This is a genomic window from Planobispora longispora (assembly GCF_016863135.1).
Taxonomy (GTDB): Bacteria; Actinomycetota; Actinomycetes; order Streptosporangiales; family Streptosporangiaceae; genus Planobispora; species Planobispora longispora.
The window spans coordinates 12130-29465 of record NZ_BOOH01000055.1; the positions used below are offsets into that span (position 1 = coordinate 12130).

The window sequence follows — 17336 nt, forward strand, 5'->3', positions numbered from 1 at the left end:
TACAATGTGGTTTACCGGGGATGATGTGAAACAGGATGCGCGTGACCGGGAAACAGCTGCTGGCAGGGATAGCCGGGCTGTCTGTTGCCGCCGCCGGGACCGCCCTGGGTTACCGGGCCGGTGCCTCGTCAGTCCGGCCTCCGGCCGGGAGTAGGCGGCAGGTCGGCCGCGACGGCGGCCCTGCGCCGGGCGGCGTCGCAGGCGAGCTCACCCGCGTCATCGTGATCGGGGCGGGATCGGCCGGTCTGACCGCGGCCAATGCTCTGGCCTCGGCCGGAGTGGAAGTACTGGTCCTGGAGGCCACAGATCGCCTGGGCGGGCGGATCCGCACCGCTGAGATCGGCGGGACCGACATCGACCTGGGCGCCGCGTGGATCCACACCCCCACGGCAACCCGCTGACCCATTTGTGCGAGCGGGCGGGCATCCCGCAACTGCCCTACGCCCTGGAGGGCCTGACCGCCGGGGTCGCGCTGGTCGGTGAAGGAGGCGTGCGAGTGCGCAGCTCGCTCCAGTCGAGCTTGATCCGCAGCGCGGCCGGCGTCGAAGACGCCGCAGCCAAATTCACCGCCCGCACCCCGCCCTCCGGCGCTCCCGCCGCCTCAGCAGGCGCCGCAGGGAGCGGGCGGGAGGAGACGCTCGGCAGCCTCATCGACGCCTACTGCGCCACCGAAACCGACGCCGGCCGCCGCGAGTGGATGCGCTTCATCCTGCACACGGTCGTCGAGACCGAACTCGCCGCTCCGGCCGGCGGTCTGTCGACTGCGGTGCTGGAGGTTCCCGAGCCCTACGGCGGAGGCGACGACGTCCCCGGCGGCGGATGCCGCCGCCTGATCACGGCACTCACCCCTGATGCGCCCATCCGGACGGGCGCAACCAGCCGCAGCCGGCGGGCAGCGTACCGGCCGCGCTGCGGGAAAGGATCGCCTGCGTGCTCGAGGTGGCCAAAGCCCATGGTCACTGCCGGCTGGTGCTCGGTGCGTGAGGGTGCGGGGTGTTCGGCAACGATCCCGGCCTGGCCGCCGGCAGGGGTTCACCGCCCTGCCGCGGCGCCGAGCGGCCGAGCATGGTGGGCTGGCTGATGCTTTGCTGCGTGGCGCGCACGCGCCAGGCCGTGCCGAGGCGCCCCGAAGCCATGATCCACTCACGCGGCGGTCCGGTTGGACCTCGATGTGGAACTCCAGACCCCGATCGGCACGCTGTATGGTGACCGCTGGACGCCCTCCCACCGGACACGATCGCCTGTCCGGCGGCCGGAGGGGCCATCACCACCGGATGGCCCTTCACGCTCCACGAACGCAACCCCGCCGCCAACGTCGATGGGACACATCGTGAACCTGCTCGATGACGAGGCGCTTGAGCGCTCCTCGGTGGTGGCCAGCTGCCGGATGAACCGGGAGCGCCGCGCTCGCCCGTCCCGCCCGGCTACCGCACCTCCGACTTCGACTGGAGAGGGTGCGACGGCATCGGCTCGTGGTACCTCTCGTGCGCCTGACAACGGGACGGAGGGGCCGCGCGCCGGCGTGCGGCCCCTTCACCGTGGGGCTCTTGACCGGCGTTCGCGGGAAGCGGGCACGGTCTCGTCCGCACGGATGAAGGCTCGCTGGCAGACCCAGCCGGCGATCCGGTTTGACCGCTGACGGGATGATCGTCGAAAGCGGGCCTGGCCTTTCCCCGGATCAGACATCTCACCTGGCGCGGGTCGTGAACGGTTCAGCCGATTAGGCCGGCAGCTTGCAGACTGAGGGACATGGACATGATGGATGAGATCGGTGAAGTCATGGCCGATCGGCAGGTCGAGGCCGTGACTTCACCGATGGGGCGCACCTTGCGGTGACGGCCAGGTTCGGGCGGCCGCGTCTCGACGAGCTGAGCGAGCACGGCGACTGGTGCTGTCCCTACCAGATCCTGGGCCTGGGCGAGGAGGATGTCAGGGGGCATCCGGCGTGGACTCGCTGCAGGCGCTCCTGCTGAGCGTGTATAAGGCGCAGTCGGAGCTGGAAGCGCGAGCACGGTCCGCGTCGGTCCGGCTGGACTGGCTGGGCCTGCCGGATCTCGGTTTCACTGTGGAGCCGGACCAGATGGTCTGAGCGGGTCTGGGCCCCGGGAGACGCTGGAGGAGGCCGGCGTCCGGTGCGAGATCACCGGCATCGTCGGCACCGACACCAACCCCAAGCACGTCATCCTCTACACCTCCAACGGCGAGGCCCCCCAGGAGTTCTCCATCGTGCTCACGGGCCGCGCCGTCGAAGGCGAGCCGACGCCGAGCGACGAGTCCCGCGAAGTGCGCTGGGTGCCGCGCCAGGAGGTCGAGGCACTGACGATGGAACGGTCGATGCGCCTGCGGATCGGCCACTACCTGGCCGGCCGGGCGGCGCCGTACATCGGGTGAACCGCTGCCTGAGTGCGGCTGCGACTCGTTCGGTCCCGTGAGAGGACTGCTGTCGCCGGCACAGCGGTCCGCGCGTCAGTCTCCGTCATCGGCGTAGTAGTTCGCACAGACCGCTGAATACTCCGCAGTGGAGAACCCGTCGAAGTCCCCGGCGGCCTCACACATGAGCAACCGGTCCAAGGCTGCCTTCGCCTCCTCCGAAGGATGGCCGGCGAGGAACGTCTTCGTTTCCGCCAGCCCCGCTCCGCACAGAAGCTGGATGTCGATGGAGCAATCGGCGTCCATGCTCGCCGTCTTGGCCTGCCAGACGAGCAAGACGTCATCGAGCGCCCCGACGTTGAACAACTGGACGCAGCAGAGCCTCATCAGCTCGGTATCACCCGCCCCCTGCTCCTGGCGTTCCCCGGCGGCCTGGGCGGTCAGCAGTTCACGTATCTCGTCGAGGGCGCGCCCGTCTGGGTGCAGGCCGTACCGGTGGAGGAGCTCCTCCTCGTCCATGCGTTTCTCCTTTGCGGCCCGGCCGGGCGGCGCCGTACATCGACGGAGTCCTTCTTGATCGCGCTGCCGTACGGTAGCGCTCATGAGCACCCTTCACGTTCCCGGCGGCACACGGTAGCCCTGGCTCGACCTTCTGCGGCGCGTAGGCCCGATCGTCATCGAGTGTGCATCCTGGTTCGCGGTCAACGGCGCCCACCTGATTGCTCTGGTCCGCGCCGGAGCCACCTTCATCGACGGCAGACCCGTCGAACGCCCCTCAGAATCACCCGTCCCTACAGCCGCCTAGGAACTCATGATCTACAGATCTTGACTATTGCTCTCGGGATAGTAGTCGTCCTGGTGCATGGCCTTGAGAAAGGGATGATCGATGATCAGCTGGTTGCTGATGGGCACTTTCGTTTCCTGCTCTCGCCTCACCCGATGTGCCGATCCTGCACGCCAGTACCGACAAGGGCGTGTGGTTGGGCCGATCCGGGGACATCAAAGCCTCCATCGCTACGACCCGGATATGACGTCGTGGCGAAGGGTGCGGGCCAGCCCGCACCTGGTCGATCGAGTACGGGCCGTCAGCACGCACCCCACCTGATCACCGGCGCCGTCGGTATCGCGCTGGCGCGGCGTGTGAGCCCTGCCCCCGCTCAGGAGTCGATGCGTACCGGTTCCAGGCCGATGCTGATCTGCCGATCACCTGCTATGGCGGCTGTGTGTCCGCTCAACGTCGTCACCGTGTGCGCGTTCCAGCCGGGCGGCAGTTCGACCCGCTCCGGCGGGCCGGTGGTCCACAGCACCGAGTAGCGCTGCCTGCCGCGCGCGAGGCGGAAGACGTAGATGTCTTCAGCGACCCTGTAGGAGGCGGTGATGCGCGCCCCGGACAGCCACTCGGCCGCCGCCTGGTAGCCCTCCCCTTCCAGGCTCGGCTTGCCGTCCTTCATCAGCCGGGCGTCGTAGGCCTCCTCCAGCATGTAGAAGTTGAAGTTCTCGATGCCGCGCCCGGCCATGACGAACAGGGCGCGGGCGACGGCCGAGCGGCGCTCGGCGTCGGTGATCGGCCGGCAGCCGCCCGGCGTCTTGCACAGCTCGACGGTGCAGGGTCCCTGCTTGAGGCACACGGCGTTGGTGCCGTTCAGGCACGGGCCGCCGCCCACGCAGCTTTGCATGCCGCCTTCGGTGTTCCACAACTTCAGGTGGCCGATGCCGTGGCGGTCCATGAGGGTGCGGATGTTGTCGATGACGCCGGCGTTTTCCGGATCCGTGGCGAAATACCAGTGGAAGGCCACCCCGTCGATGTGGTCTTTGCCGCCGGCGGCCAGGAACCGGTGGAGCGAGTCGATGCCGTTGACGGTGATGCTGGGGCTGAGCAGGATGTTGCCGGCGTAGGCCGCTTTGAGTTCCTGCCGGGCGATCTCCGCCAGCCGGGCCAGGCGTTTGGCGTCGCCGGTGTAGAACAGGCCGTAGTCGAATTCGTTCCACAGCTCCCAGACGGTGATCTTGCCGGCGTACCGCTGCGCGAGGGTGCGCACGTAGTCACGCCAGTCGTCGTCACTTTCCGGCGGGGACTGCGGGCCCGTTGCCCCTGGCGGCCGGGCCCAGGCGGGCGTCTGTCCCAGAACGTATATGATCTTGAGTTTGGGATCGAGGTGCTCCCGGATGTCGATGAGTTTCTTGACGTAGGTCACCTCCAGCCGTTTGCCGACCTTGCCGTTGCTCCAGTCCCATCCGTCCTGGGTGGGCTCGAGCCGGAACCACTGCGTCCCGCTGTCCCACAGGCGCACCACGTGCTGGCCCAGGGGCGGCCACCGCCAGGAGGCGGCGTCGATTTTCTGGGTGTGGAGGCCGAACAGGTTGTCGGAGACGGCGCCGTCGCCCGCCGGCGCCCACGGGTTGCCGTGGATCTCGGAGATCACCATGTCGTCGAGGTAGATGTTGCGCTCGGCGCTCAGCGCGGTCAGCCGGATGCTCACCGGGATTCCGGGAGCCTGCGCGCAGGCCACCTGGAACTGCACTTTCTGCCACCGGCCGGTCAGGGTCACGCTCTGCTCGGCCAGGTAGGTGAAGGCGTTGCGGATGTCGCGGCGGACTCCCAGCCGCGCGCCGGCCCGCTGCCCGGCGTCGGTGCGCATCTGCGCGGAGATGCGGTAGGTGCGCCCGCGCGGGCAGCCAAAGCGCCGCGGGTCGTAATACAGCGCGGCCCGCGAACCAGGCTTGATCAGCAAGCGCTGCGCGGCGGCGCCCTCGCCGTCCGGGTCGTGGTAGCCCGGCGCGGTGGCGGCTCCCGCGTCGACATCGGCCAGATCGGATGCGGCGTCGTTGAGGTTCCAGCCCGGCGCCAGGCGCCGGCCGGTGTGGTAGGGGCCTTCGAAGTCGACGGCGGTGTCGGTGGTTCCGATGCGGGGGTCCATGCTCGGCGGGATGTGCAAGGGTGAGCGCGCATCGGCGTCGGTAACCGACGACAGGGTGAAGCGGTCGATGAAGACATCGACGTCATCCTCCAGCGGCGCCACCCGGAATGAGCCGGGATCGGCCCAGCTGTAGGTGCCCTGGAGCGTCACCTGCGCCCAGTTCGTGCTCACCTCTGCCGTCGTGGCGGCGGCCACGTCGAAGGCCCGCTCGCCGTCGCGGCGCAGCAGCAGCTGGACCCGGGTGGCGCGGGAGGCGCGGATGGCCAGGCTCACCCGGTAGGCCGTGCCCCGCTCAAAGGGCCAGGCGCGATACAGGTGGGCGCCGGCGCCGGTCGAGCGCGAGACGATCCGAAATCGTTGGGCTCCGCCGGAGGCTCCGGGACCGGAAGACGCCTCGTAGCCGGGGAGGCGGCCGTCCGGGCCGGGCCAGCGGTTGACGCGAAAGCCCGGAGCCGTCGTGGTGAAGGGCTCATCGAAGTCCTCTGCGATGAGCAGCTGCGGGGAGGAGACGGCAGGCGATCGCAGTGCCGCCGCGCCGGTGGGCGCCGCCAGGGCCGCCAGCAGGGCGGTCAGGGCCAGCGCGGCGATGAGCGCCGTTCGCCGTGCGGCAGACCTCACCGGCGCACCTCCGGGCGATGGGATCGGGGCAGGGGCATCGCTTTTCTCTTTTCTGTGGTCGGTGGCCGTCATCTTCGGCGGGCGCCCCAGATGGGCGGGGTGCGGGGCGTGGCCGGGCGCGATGTCCGGGCGGGCGCCGCCGATCGCGGCTGCGGGTAGTCGCGACGGGTGCGCGTGCCGCCTGGTGCGCGGGTGTTCCTCGCCGTGCCGACAATCCGGCCGCCCGCGGTGGATGTCGTTGTACGGTGGACAACGACAACCGTATTGTACGGTGAACAACATGGTCAAGAAAGCGGCATCCGGCGCTTTCCGGGTCCACCGCGCAAGCCCTCATCCCGGACCGGACATCGGAGATAATCGACGAGGAAACAAAGGCGCCGGGCATCCGACGGCTCGCCGACGATCCCATCCCGCTCTCTTGCCGCCGGCACTGTCCTCCTACCTGCTGATCAAGGAAGCCGTACCGCGCGATGCCGTAGAGATTGTCCTGGAGAAGATGAACCTCGCTCGAGCCTTCACCGGCGATTGGAGGCAGCAGGCGGACCTACGGCGTCATGTCCTGCGACAGGGCGGTCCTTTTGCGCCCCGTTTCTTCCTCCATCTGGCCTCCTACCTGCAAAGCATCCGGCAGGAATACCGGCTCTACGAAGGGCGGTACTGTGCGCTGCCGCAGGCCGGCCTGGCTGGTTGGAAGGACGAGAAGTGGCTTCGCCTGCCAAAATCTTCTGGTCCCGGCGCGGATCGTGCACACAGGTAGCCTGCTCTTCTCCACCACCGGCTTCGTCCCGGCCGAGGTCAGTTTCATTATCGATCTCGCCGCGCCCCGGCGAGATCGATCGGGTGTCAGCGCTGCCGGCCGATGAGTTGCCTGCCATTCACCGGCCGGCAGAGGAGGTCTGCGGGCTCGCGCTCAATGCGAGCTTCGCGGCTGGGACCGAGGCGACCCTCGACCGGCTGACCGCCGCACAGCCGAGGTGACCGGCGCCCGTGGCCACCGGCGTGTCCGATCATCTGCCCAGCGCCACGGCGCATGGCGGGGCACGGCGGGGCACGGCGGATCAGGTCCGACTCCTCGCCGCCCCTGGCCTGCTGCTAGTCACCGCGGCTGGCCTGCCCCTGCTCACCCAGGTCACCGTCGAGCGGCCGACCCTCACCACAACCTGAGCCGCCAGGTCCTGCCGCAGCAGCATCATCGGAGGCACCGCCGCGACCCCGTCGGCAGGGGTCGCACCGCCCTGCCGCGGCGCCGCACGGCCGAGCATTCTGGGCCGGCTGATGCTTCGCTGCTTGGTACGCACGTGCCAGGCCCTGCCGGGGTACTCCGAAGCTACGATTCGCATCATCATGGGCGACCTCATGAGAGGTGCTCTCACCGGCGAAAACACCCTCTGTCGCCTGACCCGGCACCTGAAACCCCGACCAGATGGAACTTCCGGGGCCAACCCGCCCGCTGAAAACGATCACGGCCGCCCACCGCACATCAGATCGTCAGTGTCCGCGAGCAGATGACGTTGTCGGCGCGCGGATCCTGATCCGCCGGGGTGACCAGCACCCAGGGAAACTTCTCGAAGGGGTCCCAGGGGTCGGCGGGCTTCCAGTCGTCGACGTTTTCATTCAGCCAGTCGTGAGTGGCATCATCGATGTCGGCGTAGGTGATGCCCATCTCCTCGATGGGCCGCCCGACGGCGTCATCTCCGGCGCTGCCCTTCACCACGCTCAAGGTGTAAGACAGCGGGCCGATGTAGGCGTTTGCCGCCTGGTTGAGACTGATTTTGGGATAGCGCAGGCGTAGTCCCTGGCCGGTCCATTCCACAGCCCGGATGCAGCTTTCGTCGATGTGGGCCCTGACCTGGCCGCCGCGCTCACTGGGCCGCCAGGCATCATCAAGCCAGGCGCGCGCGTCGGCGGCGAAGATCCCGGTCGGGGTATCGGTGGGCGGCCGCACCCTCCAGGCGCTGTTGCCGCGTGCGATGACCAGCTCTCCCTGTCCGCTCTGATAGAGCGTCACGGTCATCACGCGCTCGTCCAGGAGGCTGAGCGGGACGACGGCGGCGGCGCGCTGCCCGTCCCGCACGATATAGGTGATCTCCTCGGCGGTTGCCGCCCGGTCGACCAGGTCGTCGAGCCCGCCGTGCTCCTCGCCGAGATCCGCCTCTCGCCCCCTCACGATCATGAGCGTACCGGCTGCGCCGGGCGCCGTCGCTAGGTGTAGACGATGGCGTGGCCGGAGGCGATGCTCGCCCGGCACGCCTCGTGCAGCGCCAGCCAGGTGATCTGCTCAACGGCGTAGGGGCCGCCCCCGTCCTGCACCAGGCGGCTGGCTTCGGCATCGGACAGCGAGGTGTCGGGCTCCAGCCCTACCCCGATCAACGGGGCGATCTCGATCAGCTCACCCAGCAGACCCTGGCTGGAGCCGACCATGCCCGCGCCGTCGATGGTGTCCTCGGCCAGGAACAGCGGACCTTCGAACGGTAGCGGGACGTAGAAGCCCGCATCGTCAGCGTGGCACAACAGGTGGGAGTCAAGCATGGAGGCAGCGTCCTCGATGTGTCCATCGGCGCCTTCCAGATCCTCCGGGCCGGACACCGGCATCACCGGTTGTCCTGCGACGTGGAGGGCACCCACCCGTCTCAGGTGACGCAGGAAACTGTGCGGGAAGCCTTTCACATGGTGGCGCGCGATGCCGGCGGATGCGCCTGCTTGCGGCGGTGACCAGTCGATGCCGTGTTCGGCCAAGGACTGCCGCAACGCCTCAAACTGCCGGCGATAGCGCTCCTGCCGTCAGGGTCGAGGCCGAAACACGGGTTTCCCACGCTGATAGTCAATCCCATAGCGGTGACTTTAGGGCCGGCTCTGAGCTCGAACCATGGGGTTGCGGGCTCGCGCAGGAAGAAAGGACGCGCGACAGCGGTGCGGGAGCGGCCGGGGAATCAGGCGGGCTTCGCCGGCGCTGCCGACGTTGAGCTGGATGGGAGCGGAGGCGTTCTCAGCTCGGACACCGGGGAGTCGCGCCGGGTCGCCGCTCAGGGCGAGACGATGCAGGCATAGGTGCGGTCGAAACGGCCACGGGCCAAGTCTCGCCCATCGATGCCGTCTTGAGGATGGCCGCCGATGCGGCTGCGGCCGTCGAGGCCGGAGGGAGCAGGTTCCGCAGGCGCTCACCCAGGTCACCCAGCTCCTACAGCAGCTGTTGCGGCAGATTCACCGTCGTCTGCACGCGCAACGCGCAGACGGGAAAACCGGTCAGCTCGTCGTTGCGGAACCGGGCAGTCGGGGACGCGCACTCCCGCAAGCGCGACGCATCGGGAAAATACCGGACCGCGTGTACGACGTTCGCGGCCGGCTCATCGATTCCGACGAAGAAACTGAGCAGGCCAACGGGGGGCAGACCGACGACCGGCGCATCGAAGGCACCGAGGTCGAGCTGGCCGACGGACGTCAGCGCCTCGCTGCCGATGGTGGGCCAGTGACCGGAGCCGGGCAGGGCGGGTCTGCCGCCCAGGCGGCTACCGGTAGGCAGGATCGGACCACCGGGTACGACATCGGCCGCGAACGCGGGCAGTGCTGCGGCCTGTATCTGGGGCCATCGATCGGCCAGACCTTCCCGCTCGGCCAAGCCCTGCATCTGCTCCATGGTCGCGTCGACCATGCGCCGTATCCAACCAGCCCGCCGCAGGCCGCCCGAAGCGTCGGAGACGGGACCGAGGCCGGCTATGAGCTGCCGCCGTACGGCGGTGCCACCGGCCATCGGTGACAACGGGCCTCTCCGCCATTGAGATCGCGGTTTCCAAGGGCGCGCCGCGCTGTATCGAGGAAATTGCCTGGAACAGGCGAGTGTGAATCAGGAATGCTCTCATCCATGGGCATGCTGGATGCGATGGCTGCAAGGGTGGTGGCCGGGGCCACCGTGGAGTTCAAACCGACGGGCTCATCCATGATTCCTTTGATCCGAAGTCGGCAGTCGGTGAAGGTGGCGCCAGTGGATCCGTCGAAACTCCAGGTCGGTGACATCGTGCTGGCCAGAGTTCACGGGAGCGTCTATCTCCACCTGGTGTCGGCGCTGGATGTGCCGGGCGGCCGGGTGCAGATCAGCAACAACCGGGGACAGGTGAACGGCTGGACGGGCCACGATCGGGTGTTCGGCATCTGCGTTTCAGTTGACGGCGTCACCAGGCCCGGTGCGGAGGGCAAGATGCGAACGCCTGAAGGTGAGCCTCAAGACCGGTGATCACGGGCTCCGGTCACCGCCCCCGGTGAGCGGCCGGTCATACATTCGTGATCGACGGTGAACGTCCGGACCTGCAGATCACGGTCAGACCGTCTCGGGTGCGGATCACGCTCGGCAGAGCATTCAGGCCGCCGCCAACGCCCGCACGCGCACGGCCTCATCGTGCTCAGGCGGGCTTATGGCGTGGATTGTCGCCGTACTGGAGGAAGGGATACCGGTAGTAGAGGTCCGGGGGAGCGGCGAGGCCCGCAGCCTCAAGCCCACTCCTCCTGCAGCCAGTGGTGGTACAAGGTAGCGAATCAAGGTCGCGACAGCGCGTTCGCCAATGGCGCGGATGCGGGCGTGGGCCCGGTTGACGTCTCGCCGCCCGCGAGACAGCCATCAACACGCCCATCATGATCAGGTGTGTTGCGACGAACACTAGAACCCGCGCGGAATCACAGGGTCAGTCTTCAGTCGGAACCGACATGGGGCGCAGCAGGAACGTGAAGGACGTACGTACACCCACCTCCTGTAGCCCGAACCGGGTCAGCCGACGCTCTCAACGGGTACCGGCATTTTTTTCGAAGAGAGGCAGCGCAGATTCCCCCACCCGCTGAAGCAGGTAGTCCCCCTCCGCGCGATGTTGATGGATGCCCGATCCCAACCGCCGCTGGGCGGCGCAGAATCAACGATGGGCCCTCGTTCGTCCGTTGCCGTCGAAGAGACCGTGCCGGATTCGATGACTGAACGCAACCTGGACGATCATCTGGCTGTCTGGGGCATCATGATCGTGCCGCACTTGCATCGCCGGTGCCGTCCTAGGCTGTCGTCGTGATCGGGCATGCTGACATCGATGTGGGCCCGGCCCGGCGGGCCGGTGCCGCAGAAGCCAAGGAGAGTGCTGGGGCGCGGTGGGCCGTGCGATGGGTGACCGCCGTACCGCCCGCCGCTGCCCGGCGGCCCGCCGCAGCCGCTGGCGCCCCGGGGATACGGCAGGTGGCCACCGCGGTGATGGCCGGTCGCCCGGTCGCCGTGGTCAGCGAATACGGCCCGGCCGGCCCGGTGCGGCTGACGTTGTGGGATCTGACCACCGGCCGCTCACGAGGATCAGTCGCCGCTCGGCTCGGTCATGCCGACGTGGTCACCGCGGTGGCCGCCGTGGTGATGGAGGGCCGCCCGGTCGCGGTCACCGTCAGCAGCGGAGGGTACGGCGAGCATGTGCTGCGGGTGTGGGATCTGGTCACCGGACGGCAGATCGGCGAGCCGCTGTGCCCGGATTTCTGCTCGATGACGCGGATGGCCGCGATGAGCATGGACGGCTGGGCTGTGGTCGTCACCGAAGGCGACGGGCAGTTGTGGGTGTGGGACGTGGCCGGCCGACAACCGGTCCAAGGACCCGTCGTCGGCTGCCCGCAGGCGGCCGGTGGGACAGCACTGATCACGATGACGATCGAGGGCCGGCCTGTGGCGATCACCGGTGGTCACGGCGGAGACGGCCGGGTACGGGTGCATCCCCTGCTGGCCGGGGAGCAGGGGGCGCAAGAATCCGACGTGGTGTTCCCACAGCCGGTAACGGCGCTGGCCGTGACCTCGGACGGCGGCCTGCTGGTCGGCTTCGGCGAGCAGATCGCCCTGCTGGAGCGGATGAGCTGACAGCGAGACCGCTGGAACCGGTCATCGCCCCCTGGACCAAAGGCCTTACTCGAGCTGCCAGATCGACCAGCCGGGTTCGGCGGCGGGATGGAGCGCTGCCGGAGGCCGGGTGCGGAAGGCCAGGTGCCGCCCGGACGGCGATACTCTGGCGTCGCAGAGGCGGGGGAGGGGCTCGGTGAGCGGCAGGCCGGCGACGGTGTCCCACACCTGCACGCCGCCGTCGGACTCGACGACCACGCGCCGCTGGTCGGCGCTCGGCGTGAGCCCGTGCACGCCCGGCACGTCGAGGGCGTGCACGACGCTCAGCGACGGTAACGAGTACCGGACGATCTTGGAGCGGAACGCGACCGTGCACGTCCGGCCGTCCGCGGCGACGATGAGCGCGCCGGGCCATCCCCAGTTCTCCAGGTCGGCGTGCGGTTGCCCGAGGATGCGCGGTCCCGGCTCGCGCAGCGGGGCGGGATCGAGGTGGAGCGTCCATCGCTCACCGTCGTAGCGGTACAGCAGGAGCCCGCCGCAGGGCGTCCACCCCCAGCTTTCGGCGTCGAGGTCCCTGCGGTGCCCGGATCCGCGCACCGGCACGACGCACACCCCGTCGATGCCGACGGCCAGGACCCTTCCGTCCGGGGACCACGACAGCTCGGGGGAGCAGACGAGCCGCGAGCCGGTCAGCAGCGGCCGCCAGGGCCCTGTGGAGGCCCGGCGGAGAAGGAGCCAGTGGCTGCCGCAGTCGATGTGCACCACCGCCGTCGCCGAGCCGCCGTGCCACGATATCCGCCGCGGTGTGACATCACAGCGCCGGCAGGTTCCCTCGAACCTCTCCAGCGCCGCGCCGGCGATCTCCTCGCCGCCACCGAGGCACAGCGGGGGCCCGCCGGCGAGGTCCACGTGCCACAGATCGGCATCGGCGTCCAGGGCCAGCAGGCGGCCCTCGTCGGCGAAGGTCACGTCACGGAAAACCGGATCAAGATCGGTGATCTTCCGTAGTGCCATGGGAGGAGTATCGCAGCCGGGCGGCCCCGCCGGGGTTTGTCCTGGCGGGGCCGCCGGCGTTCGGGCACGGGGTACTGTGGCCGCTCGGGCGTCAGACGACCGCGGCGCGGGTCACGTCGTAGGGGTCCCAGTCGAGGTCCCAGAAGGCCTTGAGGCCGTTGGCCTGGATGAAGCGGCGTTCGCTGGAGTGGATGGGGTAGCAGCCGGTGATGCTGACCGGCAGCTCGTCGCCGACGTCGATGCCCAGGAAGTCCTCCCGCTCCAGTGCGGCGGGGGCGAACAGCACGAAGGCGTCCATGCCGCTGTCTTGGGAGATGCGCTGCCCGAAACCGAGGGTGTCGCCGTAGCCGAAGTGGCAGGGGCCGCCGCGCAGCTGCTCGGCCAGATGGGCGATCGCCCAGGCCCAGGCCTCGTCGGTGGAACGTACGGTGATGCACAGCTCGGGGGTGCTGCGCTGCCAGGCGGGATGGCCCGACAGCGACAGGCCGTAGGTCAGGCCGGTGAGGAATCCGGGTTCCGGCTGATCGCGGTAGACGATCGCGGTGACGTCGCGCAGTCCCGGTTTGCTCGAGCGGAAGGGGACGAAGGCCGGCTCCTGTCCGCCGGACAGGCGGTCCAGATGGGCCAGATAGCGTTCAACGCGGGTGGGCATGTGCCGATTCTGCCGTGTGATCAACACAAGGGATGATCGGCCTCATCCCGGAGGGCGACGGCGTCTCACCCGGTCGGCATGCGCGCGCGAGGACTCCTACGGCACCGCCGGCACCGTCACGACCTCGATCCATCCGTCGTCGATGCCCGTCACGTAACCGGGAACCTGTCCCGCCTCGCCCATCCCGATCGCCGGTTCCGCCTCGGCGGCGACGGCCCGCAGGAACAGCGTCGTCTGTTCGGAGGCGACGGCGCGCCACCGGCCGTAGGTGCGGAAGTTGTCCACCGTCGAGTCCTCGATGAACCCGACCAGTTGCTTGCGGTAGTGCACGGGGACGTCCACAGGCTCCTTCCGAGGGTACTGGCGGGCTCTTCGCCGCGGTGAGTGCTTGCCGTCTCAGATCGTGCTCTCCGGCCGGCCGTCGAGCGTCATGTCCTCAGCGGGGGCTCAGTACTGCGACATCGCAGCCGAAGCCGGCCAGCAGACTATCCGATGCCGCGGCCAATGCGGTGATCCGAGCCGGAAACCCCGACGCCGGGCCCGCCTGACGGCCGGTGGCCGGATCCCACACGCGCACCGTTCCCTCGGGGCCGCTGCCGGTAATCACGCGTGGGCGATCATCGATCACCGTCACGGTCACCTGACCGGCTCCGCCCTCATCCCGCATGGGCCTGCCGATCTGCCGCCCGGTGGCCGCATCGCGCAGCCGTACGTCGCCGGCTTCATCGGCGGTGACCGCGAAACGGCCGTCCGCCGCCATCGCCACCGCGCGGATCGCGACGTCATGACCGGCCGCGGCCCCCGGCAGCGCACCGTTCGACTGCGACCCGGTGGCCCAGATCGGGTTCCATCGTGGCGGCGGAGGGCCGTCCTGCGGTCCGGGCTGAGAACACTGGTCGGACATGCCCGGCAGCATACCTAGATCGATCAAGGACGCCGTGGGTTCCTCGCCCGCCTGGACGGAGCTTCACGCAACGGCGCAGGCCGTCGCGGTGGCCGGATGGACATCGATCGCCATGGAAGGTCGGGCGGAGGCCGTCCCGTCACCGCCGATCGGCGTGTTCCCGCTCGGCGGCCGCGGCGTAGGCGGCGTCGAGGCGCTCGAACGGGCCCGGGCCGTCGTGCGGCTTCGGCGGGGTGCCGAGGTGGCGGACACGGAGCTCGTCCATGAGCTCCTCGATGAACGCCGGACCCTCATCGCGCATGAACTGCTGCCGGCTGCGGAGCTCGGCGCTGCCCGGGCACCAGTCGAGGCCCCAGTTGCCGAGGGCGTACATGACGGGAAGAGTCTGGATGCCGGTTTCGGTGAGGCTGTAGCGAGCGCGCTGCCCCCGCGCGGCGGTGCCGCGGGTGAGGATCCCCGCCTCGACGAGCCGCACGAGGCGGTCGGCGAGGATGTTCGAGGCGATGCCCTCGATCGACCCGGTGAGCAGCGCCCGGAAGTGGCGGCGGTCGCCGAAGATGACGTCGCGCAGCACGAGCAGCGACCAGCGATCTCCGAGCACCTCGACGGCGGCGTTGACCGGACACCCCGACCGTGGTTCCACGATTCCTCCTTGACAGGTATTTCGCCCCCCAACAATAGTAGTTGCAGAATGCAAGCACTACGCGGAAGGGGAGATGATGGGTCGCTTCGCATATTGGATGAACGTGTCCCTCGACCTGCGGATCGAGCAGGTTCCGGGGGACAACGGCGCGGGCGAGTGGCTGCGCATCGGCGAGGCACTGCACCGTGAGTTCAACGCCCGGGCGCAGGCGCTCGCGCTCATGGTCCAGGGCCGGGTCATCTACGAGGTCATGGAGGAGTACTGGCCACGGGCGCGCGGGGACGGGTCGCTGCCGGAGGTCCTGCGTGAATACGGCGAGATCTGGACCGCCAAGCCCAAGGTGCTCGTCTCCCGCACCCGCCGCAGCGCCGATCACAACACCCGGATCATCGGCGGAGACGACGCGATCGGGCAGCTCGCCGCCCTGCGGGCCGAAACCGACGGCGCCATCGGGGTCGGCGGCGCGACGCTCGCGACGCAGCTGCTCCGGGCCGGGCTGCTGGACGAGCTGCTGCTCTTCACCCACCCGGCGATCCTCGGCTTCGGCAGGCCGCTGTTCGACGACTACGATCTGCCGATCGACCTCGACCTGCTGGAGCAGCGATCGTTCGAGCAGGGTGTCACGATGCACCGCTACGCCGTCCGGGACGCGAAGGAGGCGGGCTCGTGCTGAGGCAGGTCGCCGAGGGTGTGCTGGTCCACGAGAGCCAGTTCGTGCAGAGCAACGCCGTTGTCGTGCAGGGCAGGGCCGGTGTGCTGCTCATCGATCCCGGGGTGACCGACTCCGAGATCGACTGCCTCGCGAACGACCTTCGCGAGTTGGGCCAGCCCGTTGTGGCGGGGTTTTCTACGCATCCGGACTGGGATCACCTGCTCTGGCACGCCCGGCTCGGCGAGGCGCCCCGTTACGGCACGGCCCGCTGCGCGGACACTATCCGAGATCAGCTGTCGGACGCGGGTGCGAAGGATCGCATCGCCGACCACCTGCTGGAGACGGAGGTCGCCGGGCAGGTCCCGCTGGACCTGCTCGGCCTCATCACCGGCCTGCCCGCCGAAACCGCGCGGATCCCATGGGACGGCCCTCAGGTCCGGATCATCGAGCATCAAGCGCACGCACCGGGCCATGCGGCGCTGTTCATCGAAGAACGCGGGGTCCTCGTCGCCGGCGACATGCTCTCCGACGTCCTGGTTCCGATGCTCGACCTGGACGCCGCCGCTGACCCGATCGAGGACTACCTCACCGCGCTGCGGCTGCTGGAGGGCGTGGCGGGCGACGTCGAGGTCGTCGTCCCGGGCCACGGGTCCGTCGGCGGATCCGACCAGGTGCGGGCACGGATCGACCAGGACCGGGCGTACGTGCTCGCCTTGCGCGACGGCCTCGCTCTCGGCGACCCGCGGGTCGGTCCATCGGCCAAGGACGGCTGGGAGTGGGTGAGCTTCGTGCACGAAGGGCAACTCCAGAGCCTCGCCCGAAGAGGTTAGCGCGACGGGGCGCCCCGCTGGTGATCGGCATGCGGCGCAGCCGGCACGCGCGGGTCCCGGCCGGGATCCGGGACGGCGGCACGACGTTCTGCGGTTCGGCCGCTTCTGTTCAGATCGTGTGATCAGACAGGGGGTCGTTCCGCCGTTCCGGCCTCCGGACGGGAGGCGCCCAGGTCTGCTTCCAGTCCGGCGGCGGTCACGAGGTCGGCGGCCAGCGCCTCGCGGTCGGCCGCAGACAGCTCCAGCGCGCCGGCCTCGGCGAGCGCCGCCGCCGCGGCGTCGCGCGCGCCGGTACGCCATCGCAGTTCGGCGAGATAGACCAGCGCGGACAGGCGCTGGGCGGGCGGCGCATCGGTGTGCCGGGCGAGCCCGGTCTCCAGGATGCGGATTCCGGCCGCCTCGTCGCCGCGGGAGTCGGCCTGGCGCGCGGCGGCGGCCACCACCCGCGCCAGCCTGCCCTCCGCGGCCGCGGGCTCGTCGCCCGCGTCGCCGTATCTGCTGATCCGCAGCCAGTTGCCGCCGGGATCGACGACCGTGAAACCGCCGGCGGTGCCCTGCTTGCGCCGCGGCCGGGTCATCCGCGGGATCCCGGACGCCGGAACCTTGCCGAAGGCGGCACGCAGTCCCGCGGTGAAGGCGGTGTGCAGCGCCTCCGTGTCCGGGACGAGCACGACCACGCTTCCCATGGAGTCGGCGGGGTCGAACGTGGGGACGGCGAAGAAGTGCAGCTCTATCCCGCCGCGACGGACGGCGGCGTACGGGTTGGGGCGTTCCTGGCGGTAGGTCACGTCGAATCCGAGCGCGGTGTAGAAAGGCAGGACGTTGTCGAGGTCGCGGCATGGCAGGCCGGGGATGGTGGATTCGGTGCGCATAAAAACACCGTACACCGTTCG

The 17336-nt window shown here is 69.4% G+C and carries 18 protein-coding genes and 3 pseudogenes; 9 read left to right on the plus strand and 12 right to left on the minus strand.

Annotated elements, in window-relative coordinates; genetic code table 11:
* Positions 1 to 41: 41 nt before the first annotated feature.
* The 4 genes and pseudogenes from Plo01_RS32025 to Plo01_RS32040 form a co-directional block, all read left to right on the plus strand.
* Positions 42 to 401 carry an NAD(P)-binding protein gene (locus Plo01_RS32025; protein ID WP_203894485.1) on the plus strand — a complete coding sequence of 120 codons (360 nt, stop codon included), beginning with the start codon at positions 42 to 44 and terminating at the stop codon, positions 399 to 401.
* Positions 371 to 1081 carry a hypothetical protein gene (locus Plo01_RS32030; RefSeq protein WP_203894486.1) on the plus strand — a complete coding sequence of 237 codons (711 nt, stop codon included), beginning with the start codon at positions 371 to 373 and terminating at the stop codon, positions 1079 to 1081. The genes Plo01_RS32025 and Plo01_RS32030 overlap by 31 nt, the downstream gene beginning before the upstream one ends.
* An 807-nt stretch (positions 1082 to 1888) precedes the next feature.
* Positions 1889 to 2089 carry a DUF6968 family protein gene (locus Plo01_RS32035; RefSeq protein WP_373871744.1) on the plus strand — a complete coding sequence of 67 codons (201 nt, stop codon included), beginning with the start codon at positions 1889 to 1891 and terminating at the stop codon, positions 2087 to 2089.
* Between the two features lie 11 nt (positions 2090 to 2100).
* Positions 2101 to 2391 (plus strand): annotated as a pseudogene (locus Plo01_RS32040) (NUDIX hydrolase); the annotation flags it as partial.
* Between the two features lie 75 nt (positions 2392 to 2466).
* On the opposite strand, the gene Plo01_RS32045 reads toward Plo01_RS32040, so the two are convergent.
* A complete protein-coding gene (locus tag Plo01_RS32045; RefSeq protein WP_203894488.1) occupies positions 2467 to 2889 on the minus strand; it encodes a hypothetical protein in 423 nt (140 codons plus the stop codon).
* A gap of 638 nt (positions 2890 to 3527) precedes the next feature.
* Positions 3528 to 5906, minus strand: coding sequence for a hypothetical protein (locus tag Plo01_RS32050; protein ID WP_203894489.1), 2379 nt, complete (start codon positions 5904 to 5906; stop codon positions 3528 to 3530).
* A gap of 280 nt (positions 5907 to 6186) precedes the next feature.
* Here Plo01_RS32050 and Plo01_RS32055 point away from each other — a divergent pair, with 280 nt between their 5' ends.
* On the plus strand, positions 6187 to 6663 hold the full coding sequence (locus Plo01_RS32055) for a hypothetical protein (RefSeq protein ID WP_203894490.1): 477 nt from the start codon (positions 6187 to 6189) through the stop codon (positions 6661 to 6663).
* Between the two features lie 723 nt (positions 6664 to 7386).
* Here the strand turns inward: Plo01_RS32055 and Plo01_RS32060 are convergent.
* From Plo01_RS32060 to Plo01_RS32070, 3 genes and pseudogenes are all read right to left on the minus strand, one after another.
* Positions 7387 to 8073 (minus strand): hypothetical protein, encoded by a 687-nt coding sequence (locus Plo01_RS32060; RefSeq protein ID WP_203894491.1) that lies wholly within the window; start codon positions 8071 to 8073, stop codon positions 7387 to 7389.
* 35 nt (positions 8074 to 8108) lie between these two features.
* A pseudogene (locus Plo01_RS41560) lies at positions 8109 to 8669 on the minus strand (putative DNA-mimic protein); the annotation flags it as partial.
* Positions 8670 to 9084: 415 nt separating this feature from the next.
* Positions 9085 to 9555: a DUF1963 domain-containing protein gene (locus Plo01_RS32070; protein WP_203894493.1), complete on the minus strand. Its 471-nt coding sequence runs from the start codon at positions 9553 to 9555 to the stop codon at positions 9085 to 9087.
* A gap of 210 nt (positions 9556 to 9765) precedes the next feature.
* On the opposite strand from Plo01_RS32070, the gene Plo01_RS32075 reads away from it, so the two are divergent.
* Entirely contained in the window at positions 9766 to 10134 is a 369-nt protein-coding gene (locus Plo01_RS32075; RefSeq protein ID WP_203894494.1) for a hypothetical protein, read from the plus strand.
* Between the two features lie 300 nt (positions 10135 to 10434).
* Here the strand turns inward: Plo01_RS32075 and Plo01_RS32080 are convergent.
* A pseudogene (locus tag Plo01_RS32080) lies at positions 10435 to 10515 on the minus strand (IS5/IS1182 family transposase); the annotation flags it as partial.
* A 597-nt stretch (positions 10516 to 11112) separates the two neighbouring features.
* On the opposite strand from Plo01_RS32080, the gene Plo01_RS32085 reads away from it, so the two are divergent.
* The gene (locus Plo01_RS32085; protein ID WP_203894495.1) at positions 11113 to 11769 is read left to right on the plus strand and encodes a WD40 repeat domain-containing protein; all 657 of its coding nucleotides are present in this window, start codon (positions 11113 to 11115) and stop codon (positions 11767 to 11769) included.
* A gap of 45 nt (positions 11770 to 11814) precedes the next feature.
* Here the strand turns inward: Plo01_RS32085 and Plo01_RS32090 are convergent, their stop codons facing one another.
* From Plo01_RS32090 to Plo01_RS32110, 5 genes are all read right to left on the minus strand, one after another.
* A complete protein-coding gene (locus Plo01_RS32090; protein ID WP_203894496.1) occupies positions 11815 to 12762 on the minus strand; it encodes a WD40 repeat domain-containing protein in 948 nt (315 codons plus the stop codon).
* 91 nt (positions 12763 to 12853) lie between these two features.
* Positions 12854 to 13414, minus strand: a complete 561-nt coding sequence (locus tag Plo01_RS32095) for a suppressor of fused domain protein (RefSeq protein WP_203894497.1) — start codon at positions 13412 to 13414, stop codon at positions 12854 to 12856.
* 96 nt (positions 13415 to 13510) lie between these two features.
* A complete protein-coding gene (locus Plo01_RS32100) occupies positions 13511 to 13756 on the minus strand; it encodes a hypothetical protein (protein WP_203894498.1) in 246 nt (81 codons plus the stop codon).
* 94 nt (positions 13757 to 13850) lie between these two features.
* Entirely contained in the window at positions 13851 to 14318 is a 468-nt protein-coding gene (locus Plo01_RS32105) for a WD40 repeat domain-containing protein (RefSeq protein WP_203894499.1), read from the minus strand.
* Between the two features lie 139 nt (positions 14319 to 14457).
* Complete coding sequence (locus tag Plo01_RS32110; protein ID WP_203894500.1) at positions 14458 to 14961, minus strand: winged helix-turn-helix transcriptional regulator; 504 nt, start codon at positions 14959 to 14961, stop codon at positions 14458 to 14460.
* Positions 14962 to 15037: 76 nt separating this feature from the next.
* Here Plo01_RS32110 and Plo01_RS32115 point away from each other — a divergent pair, with 76 nt between their 5' ends.
* Positions 15038 to 15634 carry a dihydrofolate reductase family protein gene (locus tag Plo01_RS32115; RefSeq protein ID WP_203894501.1) on the plus strand — a complete coding sequence of 199 codons (597 nt, stop codon included), beginning with the start codon at positions 15038 to 15040 and terminating at the stop codon, positions 15632 to 15634.
* Complete coding sequence (locus Plo01_RS32120) at positions 15628 to 16443, plus strand: MBL fold metallo-hydrolase (protein ID WP_203894502.1); 816 nt, start codon at positions 15628 to 15630, stop codon at positions 16441 to 16443. Before Plo01_RS32115 ends, Plo01_RS32120 begins: the two co-directional genes overlap by 7 nt.
* A gap of 122 nt (positions 16444 to 16565) precedes the next feature.
* Here the strand turns inward: Plo01_RS32120 and Plo01_RS32125 are convergent, their stop codons facing one another.
* Positions 16566 to 17315 carry a bleomycin resistance protein gene (locus Plo01_RS32125; RefSeq protein ID WP_203894503.1) on the minus strand — a complete coding sequence of 250 codons (750 nt, stop codon included), beginning with the start codon at positions 17313 to 17315 and terminating at the stop codon, positions 16566 to 16568.
* Positions 17316 to 17336: the final 21 nt, after the last annotated feature.